Below are 6439 nucleotides of genomic sequence, written 5' to 3'. Positions count from 1 at the left end.
GGCGCGGGCGATCTCCACCTCGCAGGCGTGAAGCGCCGCCCTGTCGGTCTCCCACTCGGCGGCGGCGTGGAAGCTCAAGGTGAGGCCCGGCATCTCGGCGGCGAGACGCAGGCGCGCCCGCTCCACCGCGCTCGCCAAGTGATTGTCGAGCGTGACGATGACGACGCGGATGGTGGGCCTATCGGCCGAAATGCGCCTTGGCATCGTAAAGGGTCTCGAGAGTGATGAGCGGGAGCTGCCGCTCGCGGGCGAAGCGCTCGGTGTTGGCGCGGGCCTTTCCGCGCACGAAGAACGGGATCTTCCTCAGCTCCTTCTCGGCATCGGGGGCCCACGGCGCGGTTCGCACCGCGTCGGCGCCCTGGACGTGGAGGGATGGAACGGGCGCCGACGCGAGGGGAGGATGGTTCGGCGCCCGTTCCACGGCGTCCGCGATCCTGCTCGGCGTGCGACCGAGATGAGACGGGGCGGCGCCATCGTGAAATTCGGGATCTTCGCGGAACATCCCGAGGAGATGTTCCTCCAGCCCCATCATCAGGGGGTGCACCAGGGTGTCGAACAGGACGTTGGCGCCCTCGAAGCCCATCTGCGGCGAGTGGCGCGCGGGAAAGTCCTGGACGTGGATCGGTGCAGAGATCACCGCGCAGGGGATGCCGAGCCGCTTGGCGACGTGGCGCTCCATCTGCGTGCCGAGCACGAGTTCGGGCGCCGCCGCCTGGATCGCCGCCTCGACGTCGAGGTAATCGTCGGTGATCGTCGCCTCGATGCCGTGGAGCGCGGCCTCCGCACGGACCTCGCGGGCGAATTCGCGGGTGTAGGTGCCGAGCCCGACGAGCCTGAAGCCGAGTTCGCGCGTCGCCACGCGGGCGATGGCCAGGGCGTGGGTGGCGTCGCCGAAGACGAAGACTCGCTTGCCCGTGAGATAGGTCGAGTCGACCGACCGGCTGTACCAGGGCAGGCGCGACGGCGCGTCGGCGAGGACGGGCGCGGGATCGACGCCGGCGAGCGCCGCCACCGCTTCCACGAAGCGCGTCGTCGCCCCGACCCCGATCGGCACCTCGTCGGTGAAGGGTTGGCGGAAGGTCTTTTCGAGGTACTGCGCGGCGGCCCGCGCCACCTCGGGATAGAGCACCACGTTGAAGTCGGCCGCGCCGAGTCGCCCAAGGTCGGCGGGGCTGGCGCCGAGCGGCGCGACTACGTTCACCGCGATCCCGAGCGCGTCGAGGATCTTCCGGACCTCGATCAGGTCGTCGCGGTGGCGGAACCCGAGCGCCGTCGGCCCCAGGATGTTGCAGGACGGACGCCGCCCCTCGCGCGGCGAGCGCTCGGTCGGAGAGCCGGAAAGCGCGCGCACCAGCCGATAGAAGGTCTCGGAGGCGCCCCAGTTCTCCTTCTTCTGATAGGCGGGCAGCTCCAGCGGAATCACCGGGATCGGCAGGTCGAGGGCCTTGGCCAACCCCCCCGGATCGTCCTGGATCAGCTCCGCGGTGCAGGACGCGCCGACGATCATCGCCTGCGGCCGGAAACGCGCGTAGGCGGCGGCGACCGCGTCCTTGAAGATCGCCGCGGTGTCGCGGCCGAGATCCTGTGCCTGGAACGTCGTGTAGGTGACCGGCGGGCGCTGGGCGCGCCGCTCGATCATCGTGAAGAGCAGGTCGGCGTAGGTGTCGCCCTGGGGCGCGTGCAGCACGTAGTGCAGGCCCTCCATCGCGGTGGCGACCCGCATGGCGCCGATATGCGGCGGTCCCTCGTAGGTCCAGACGGTGAGCTGCATCGCGGCTACACCTCCAGCCGGGCGCGTCGGTCGAGGGGACGCGCGAACAACTCGGCGAGGTCGCCCGCCTGCTCGTAGCCCTGGATCGGCGTGAACAGCAGCTCGATCGACCACTTCGTGGTCAGCCCCTCCGCCTCCAGCGGGTTGGCCAGCCCGAGGCCGCACACCGTCAGGTCGGGGCGCGCCGTCCGGCAGCGGTCGAGCTGGTCGTCGAGGCTCTGGCCCTCGACCACCGGCGTGCCGCCGGGCAGCCATTCGATCTCGGCGGCGAGGTGGCCGCGGTGGAGGTAGGGCGTGCCGACCTCGATCAGCGCGGCGCCCATCTCCCGCGACAGGAATCGGGCGAGCGGCACTTCGAGCTGCGAATCGGGAAAGAAGAACACCCGCTTTCCCGCGAGCTTTTCCGAATGGGCTGCCAGCGCCTGACGCGCGCGCCGCAGGGCCGGCGCCGTCACCGCGTCGAAGCGGTCGGCAGCGACGGCGAAGGTGTCGGCGGCCGCGCGCAGCCACTCGGTCGTGCCCTCCGCGCCGAGCGGAAACGGGGCGGCGATGCGCCGGGCACCGCGCTCCTCGAGGGCACGGGCAGTGTCCGCGAGGAAGGGCTGAGCGAGCAGGAAGCGCGTGCCGCGCCCGACCGCCGGCATCTGCCTCGCCCGGCGCGCCGGCAGGAACCGCGCGGCGATGCCGAGATCGGCGAACAGCCGGGCGAACTGGTCCTCGACCACGTCGGCCAGCGCGCCGACGACGAGGAGCTCGTCCGTCCCCGCCGCCTCGGGCAGCTCGGGCACCAGGGAAGCGAGGCAGGCATCCTCGCCCTGGGTGAAGGTCGTCTCGATGCCCGACCCCGAATAGTTGAGCACCCGCACGCCCGGCGCCAGCCGCTGCGACAGCCGCAGGGCCGCCCGCGACAGGTCGAGCTTGATCACCTCGGAGGGGCAGGAGCCGACGAGGAAGAGCAGCCGGATGTCGGGCCGGCGCTCGATCAGCCGGGTCACGACCCGGTCGAGCTCCTCGTTCATGTCGGCGAGGCCGGCGAGATCGCGCTCGTCGATGATGGCGGTGGCGAAGCGCGGCTCGGCGAAGATCATCACGCCCGCCGCCGACTGGATCAGGTGGGCGCAGGTCCGCGAGCCGACGACGAGGAAGAAGGCGTCCTGGATCTTGCGGTGCAGCCAGACGATGCCGGTGAGGCCGCAGAACACCGCCCGCTGACCGCGCTCGGCGCGGATCGCCGCGCCGCACTCGGCGGCGGGACGGTCGGCGGCGGGAAGGGGCGCGTGCGCGTTCACCGGCCCGCCTCCCCGGCGAAGGTCAGGGAGGCCGGCGCTTCGAGCCGCGCCGCCCGGAGTTTCAGGAGGAACTGTCCGGCGTTGATGAGGTAGGCGGCGTAAGCGGCGAGCGCGAGGACGAGCAATCCGTGCGTGTCGAGCCAGCCGAGACCGAGGGCGGCGAGATAGGCCGTGTGCAGCGCCAGCACGAGCATGCTGAACACGTCCTCCCAGAAGAAGGCCGGCGCGAACAGGTAGCGGCCGAACACGGCCTTCTCCCAGATCGAGCCGGTCACCATGATCGCGTAGAGGACCAGGGTCTTGGCGACGACGGAGGCGTTGGCGGCCTCCGCCCCCTCCCCCGTCGCGAGCGTGCGCAGCACCAGGCCGAGGCTCGCCAGGAAGACGAGGAACTGCAGCGGGGCCAGCACCCCCTGCACGAGGGTCCAGGGCGAGGCGTCGCGCCGTTCACGCTCGGCGCTCGTGTAGAGCGGTTTATGCCGGCCCTGGCGTTGCCGCATGGCGTCCGCCCTCGCTCGATACCCGGCCCCGTTTCGCGGAACCTCGATTGCGGCAGAGCCTAGGCCCGGCCGCCGGAAACTGTCAATCCAAGTTGACGTTCGCTCCAAATTACATTTCGAGGCGGTCCAATCCGCGGTGGGGATTGCCAATCGCGAGCGGAAGCGTATCGTTAGCCTGCACGCATCCGTTGCTTTCGGTGCGCCAGGACGCATTAAAATGCTTCTTGTCGCAGGGGGCCGCATCCTCGGGGAGAGACCCATGGGTGAGTGGAGGCATTTCGGCGAGCGACTCGAACTGCCCGCCGTTGCGCCGGATTGCGGTGCCTTGGCGGAACCGCTGTCGGGCTCGCCCTTCGAGGACCAGCCCGGCGGCGCGCGGATGCGCGGTCAGCTCGCCAGCGTCGTCGAGGCGGAGATTCTGCCCCGGCTCATGCTGACGCACCGGCACCGGGCCGAACCGCGGACAGCATCGTCGAACCGACCGCCGACCTCCGAGGAGGTCCAGCGCCTCTGCGATCTGCTGCTCGCCCGCAACGACACCGACGTCGCGGCCCATCTGCTGCAATTCCTCGACGCGGGTCTGACCCTCGAAGGCGTGCTCGTCGAACTCCTGGCGCCGATGGCCCGGCACCTCGGGCAGCTCTGGGAGGACGATTCGTGTGACTTCGTGGACGTGACCGTCGCCCTCGGACGACTCCAGGCGGCGGCGCGGGAGCTCTGCGCGAGGCTCGAGGACGACGCCGTCGATCCGTCGGGGCGCAGCATCCTTCTGGTGCCGTGCCCCGGCGAGACGCATGTCTTCTCCCTGTCGATCGTGGCCTCCATCTTCCGCGAGGCGGGATGGGACGTGACCACGACGGGCATCGGGTCGAATCACGTACCCGAAGAGCTGATCCGATCGGAATGGTTCGATGTCGTCGGGCTGACGCTGTCCTGCGACGTGTTCCTGCCCGCCCTGCCGGACCTGATCCGCGGCTTGCGGGTGGCCTCGCGCAATCCCGGGCTCAAGGTGCTGGTCGGCGGCCCCTATTTCGCTAGGAATTCGAACCATGTGCGCCTCGTGGGCGCGGACGGCACCGCGGAAGATGGGCGGCTCGCGCCGCTGATCGCGGAAAGCTTGCTTGAAAAGCGATCGCGAGCCTGTTGATAAGGGCGCTTCCCGCCCCCCTCACGAAGTGTTGACCTTGAGCAGCTTGGCGAGTCCTTCTCCCCGGCGCCCTTCCCCGGCGCTGCAACAGGCAGCCGGTCTCCTCGACGGCGAGGCGGCCGGAATGCTGATCGCTGCGACGGCCGATCTCTCCCTCGTGGTCGATGATCGCGGCATCATCCGCGACACCGCGGCGGGCCGGGCCGATTTCGAGGGTCAGGGAATCGAGTCCTGGCTCGGACGGCCCTGGATCGACACCGTGACCGTCGAGAGCCGGCCGAAGATCGACGCGCTGCTGCGCGACTCGGCGCCCGGCACCATGACCCGCTGGCGGCAGGTCAACCATCCCTCCCCCACCGGCACCGACCTTCCGATTCGCTACGCCACGCTCAGGCCGCGCAAGGACGGGCCGATCATCGTCATCGGCCAGGATCTGCGGGCGATCGCCGCCCTCCAGCGCCGTCTGGCGGAGACCCAGCAGGCGCTGGAGCGGGACTACGACCGCCTGCGCACGGCCGAGACCCGCTACAAGCTCCTGTTCCAGCTCTCGGGCGAGCCCGTGCTGGTGGTCGATGCGGGCACGCGGCGCGTGACCGAGGTCAATCCGGCGGCGATGCGGCTGCTCGGCCGATCGCAGAAGCGCCTGATCGGCCAGGATGCCGCCGACCTGTTCGATGCGGCGAGCCTGCGAGAGCTGGAGACCCTGTTCGCCGGCCTGCGCGTGACGGGGCAGGCGACCGATCTCGTCATGCCGCTGGCCGGCGGCCGGGGGGATGTGCGCGTGTCCGCTTCCCTGTTCCGCGGCGAGGGCACGACGTCGGTTCTGGTGCGGCTCGCGTCGCTGGCGCCGGTGACGCCGGAGCGCGTCGAGTTCAGCGGCGGCGCGCTCGACGTGATCCAGCGGATGCCGGAGGGCTTCGTCGTCACCGACGCCGCCCGGCGCATCCTCACCGCCAACACCGCCTTCCTCGATCTCACCCAGCACGCCACCGAGGAGCAGGTGCGCGGCCGGACCTTGGACAGTTGGCTCGGTCGCGAGGAGACCGAGGCGCTGGCGCTGTTCGCGATGCTGCGCGATCACGGCTCGGTGCGCCATTTCCCGACCGTCATGCGCGGTCAGTACGGCTCGATGGAGGAGGTGGAGATCGCTGCGGTCGCCACCTCCCACGCCGAACAGCCCTGCTTCGGCTTCACCGTGCGCGCGACGCCCCGCCGGGCGGCCCCGGTCCATGCCGGCGGCGGCCATGATCTGCCCCGCTCGGTCGAGCAGATGACGGAGCTGGTGGGCCGCGTCTCGATGAAGGCCCTCGTGCGCGAGACGACCGATCTCATCGAAAAACTGTGCATCGAGGCGGCTTTGAGGATCACCCGCGACAACCGCGCCTCGGCCGCGGAGATGCTGGGACTCAGCCGGCAGGGCCTCTACGCGAAGATGCGCCGATACGGCGTCGGCGATCTCGATACCAACGACCCAGAGTTGACCTCGTAATCGCCGCTCGGATTTTCTGCATTATAATGCATCTCAGCCGAGGACGAGCCGCGCAAACACTTTAGACGAGATCAGGTGTAAAGTTCAGTTGACACCGGTCGCCTGCCGCCGGTAGCTTCCGGGCATGGCTACGCCCGCACCGAGCGCCGTCGTCGAGCTCCTCAAGCCGATTACATGGTTTGCGCCGATGTGGGCGTTCGCCTGCGGGGTGATCTCCTCGGGTCAGGCGCCGTCCGGGCAATG

At 70.1% G+C, this 6439-nt stretch carries 6 protein-coding genes and 1 pseudogene; 3 read left to right on the top strand and 4 right to left on the bottom strand.

The genetic code is table 11. From position 1 onward, the window contains the following. The 4 genes from MFF42_RS19260 to bchF form a co-directional block, all read right to left on the bottom strand. Positions 1–204: DUF3479 domain-containing protein (locus MFF42_RS19260; protein ID WP_238257185.1), on the bottom strand; the 204-nt coding region annotated here is incomplete at its 3' end. Beyond that, the gene (gene bchB / locus MFF42_RS19255; protein ID WP_238257184.1) at positions 179–1771 is read right to left on the bottom strand and encodes a ferredoxin:protochlorophyllide reductase (ATP-dependent) subunit B; all 1593 of its coding nucleotides are present in this window, start codon (positions 1769–1771) and stop codon (positions 179–181) included. The genes bchB and MFF42_RS19260, both read right to left, overlap by 26 nt. A gap of 5 nt (positions 1772–1776) precedes the next feature. Next, entirely contained in the window at positions 1777–3060 is a 1284-nt protein-coding gene (locus MFF42_RS19250; RefSeq protein ID WP_373875198.1) for a ferredoxin:protochlorophyllide reductase (ATP-dependent) subunit N, read from the bottom strand. Further along, complete coding sequence (gene bchF / locus MFF42_RS19245; protein ID WP_238257183.1) at positions 3057–3560, bottom strand: 2-vinyl bacteriochlorophyllide hydratase; 504 nt, start codon at positions 3558–3560, stop codon at positions 3057–3059. Before bchF ends, MFF42_RS19250 begins: the two co-directional genes overlap by 4 nt. A gap of 259 nt (positions 3561–3819) precedes the next feature. On the opposite strand from bchF, the gene MFF42_RS19240 reads away from it, so the two are divergent. From MFF42_RS19240 to MFF42_RS19230, 3 genes and pseudogenes are all read left to right on the top strand, one after another. After that, on the top strand, positions 3820–4707 hold the full coding sequence (locus MFF42_RS19240) for a cobalamin B12-binding domain-containing protein (RefSeq protein WP_238257186.1): 888 nt from the start codon (positions 3820–3822) through the stop codon (positions 4705–4707). Positions 4708–4735: 28 nt separating this feature from the next. Next, complete coding sequence (ppsR, locus tag MFF42_RS19235; RefSeq protein ID WP_238257182.1) at positions 4736–6196, top strand: transcriptional regulator PpsR; 1461 nt, start codon at positions 4736–4738, stop codon at positions 6194–6196. Positions 6197–6320: 124 nt separating this feature from the next. Then, positions 6321–6439: pseudogene (locus MFF42_RS19230) on the top strand (chlorophyll synthase ChlG); the annotation flags it as partial.

The organism is Methylorubrum podarium (genome assembly GCF_022179745.1).
Classification (GTDB): Bacteria; Pseudomonadota; Alphaproteobacteria; order Rhizobiales; family Beijerinckiaceae; genus Methylobacterium; species Methylobacterium podarium.
This window is presented reverse-complemented; position numbering and strand designations above follow the sequence as displayed.